We start from the raw sequence: 647 nt of genomic DNA, 5'->3' as shown, positions 1-647 counted from the left end.
TCGCGTCCGGTGTGGAGCGTGTACGCGACGTCGGCCAGCGCCACCCGCTCACGCTCCAGGAACGCCCCGAGACGGCCGGCGTACTCCCGCAACCGCTCCTCGTCCCGCGCCGACACCACGAACACCAACGGATCCCCGACCCGCTGCGCCCCCGCCACCAACTCCACACCCGCACCGGTGTCCGCGCCCGTGCCGGTGAACTCCTCCACCACCACATGCGCATTCGAACCACCCGCACCGAACGAACTCACCCCGGCCCGACGCGGCACCACCACACCCTCAACCACCCGCACCGGCCACTCACCGGACTCCCGCTGCACCCGAAAACCCGACGCAGCAAAATCAATCTGCGGATTCAACTCCCCCGCATGCAACGACGGCACCAACCGCCCGTGCTTCAACTGCAACAACACCTTCGTCAAACCGGCAATACCCGCCGCCGACTCCAGATGCCCGATATTCGACTTCACCGACCCAATCGCACAGGCCCCAACACCCTCAGCACCACCAAACGCCCGCCGCAGACCCGTGATCTCAATCGGATCCCCCAACGACGTCCCCGTCCCATGCGCCTCCACATACGACACCGAACCCGGCTCCACCCCCGCCCGACCCCACGCCGCAGCAATCACCCGCTCCTGCGCCCG

At 67.9% G+C, this 647-nt stretch carries 1 protein-coding gene; it reads right to left on the bottom strand.

Annotated features, from left to right (window positions below):
* On the bottom strand, positions 1 to 587 hold a 587-nt coding region (locus tag ACJ6WD_RS41360), incomplete at its 3' end, for a ketoacyl-synthetase C-terminal extension domain-containing protein (RefSeq protein WP_407617828.1).
* Positions 588 to 647: the final 60 nt, after the last annotated feature.

This window comes from Streptomyces sp. VTCC 41912 (genome assembly GCF_045799175.1).
Lineage (GTDB): Bacteria > Actinomycetota > Actinomycetes > Streptomycetales > Streptomycetaceae > Streptomyces > Streptomyces albulus_C.
This window is presented reverse-complemented; position numbering and strand designations above follow the sequence as displayed.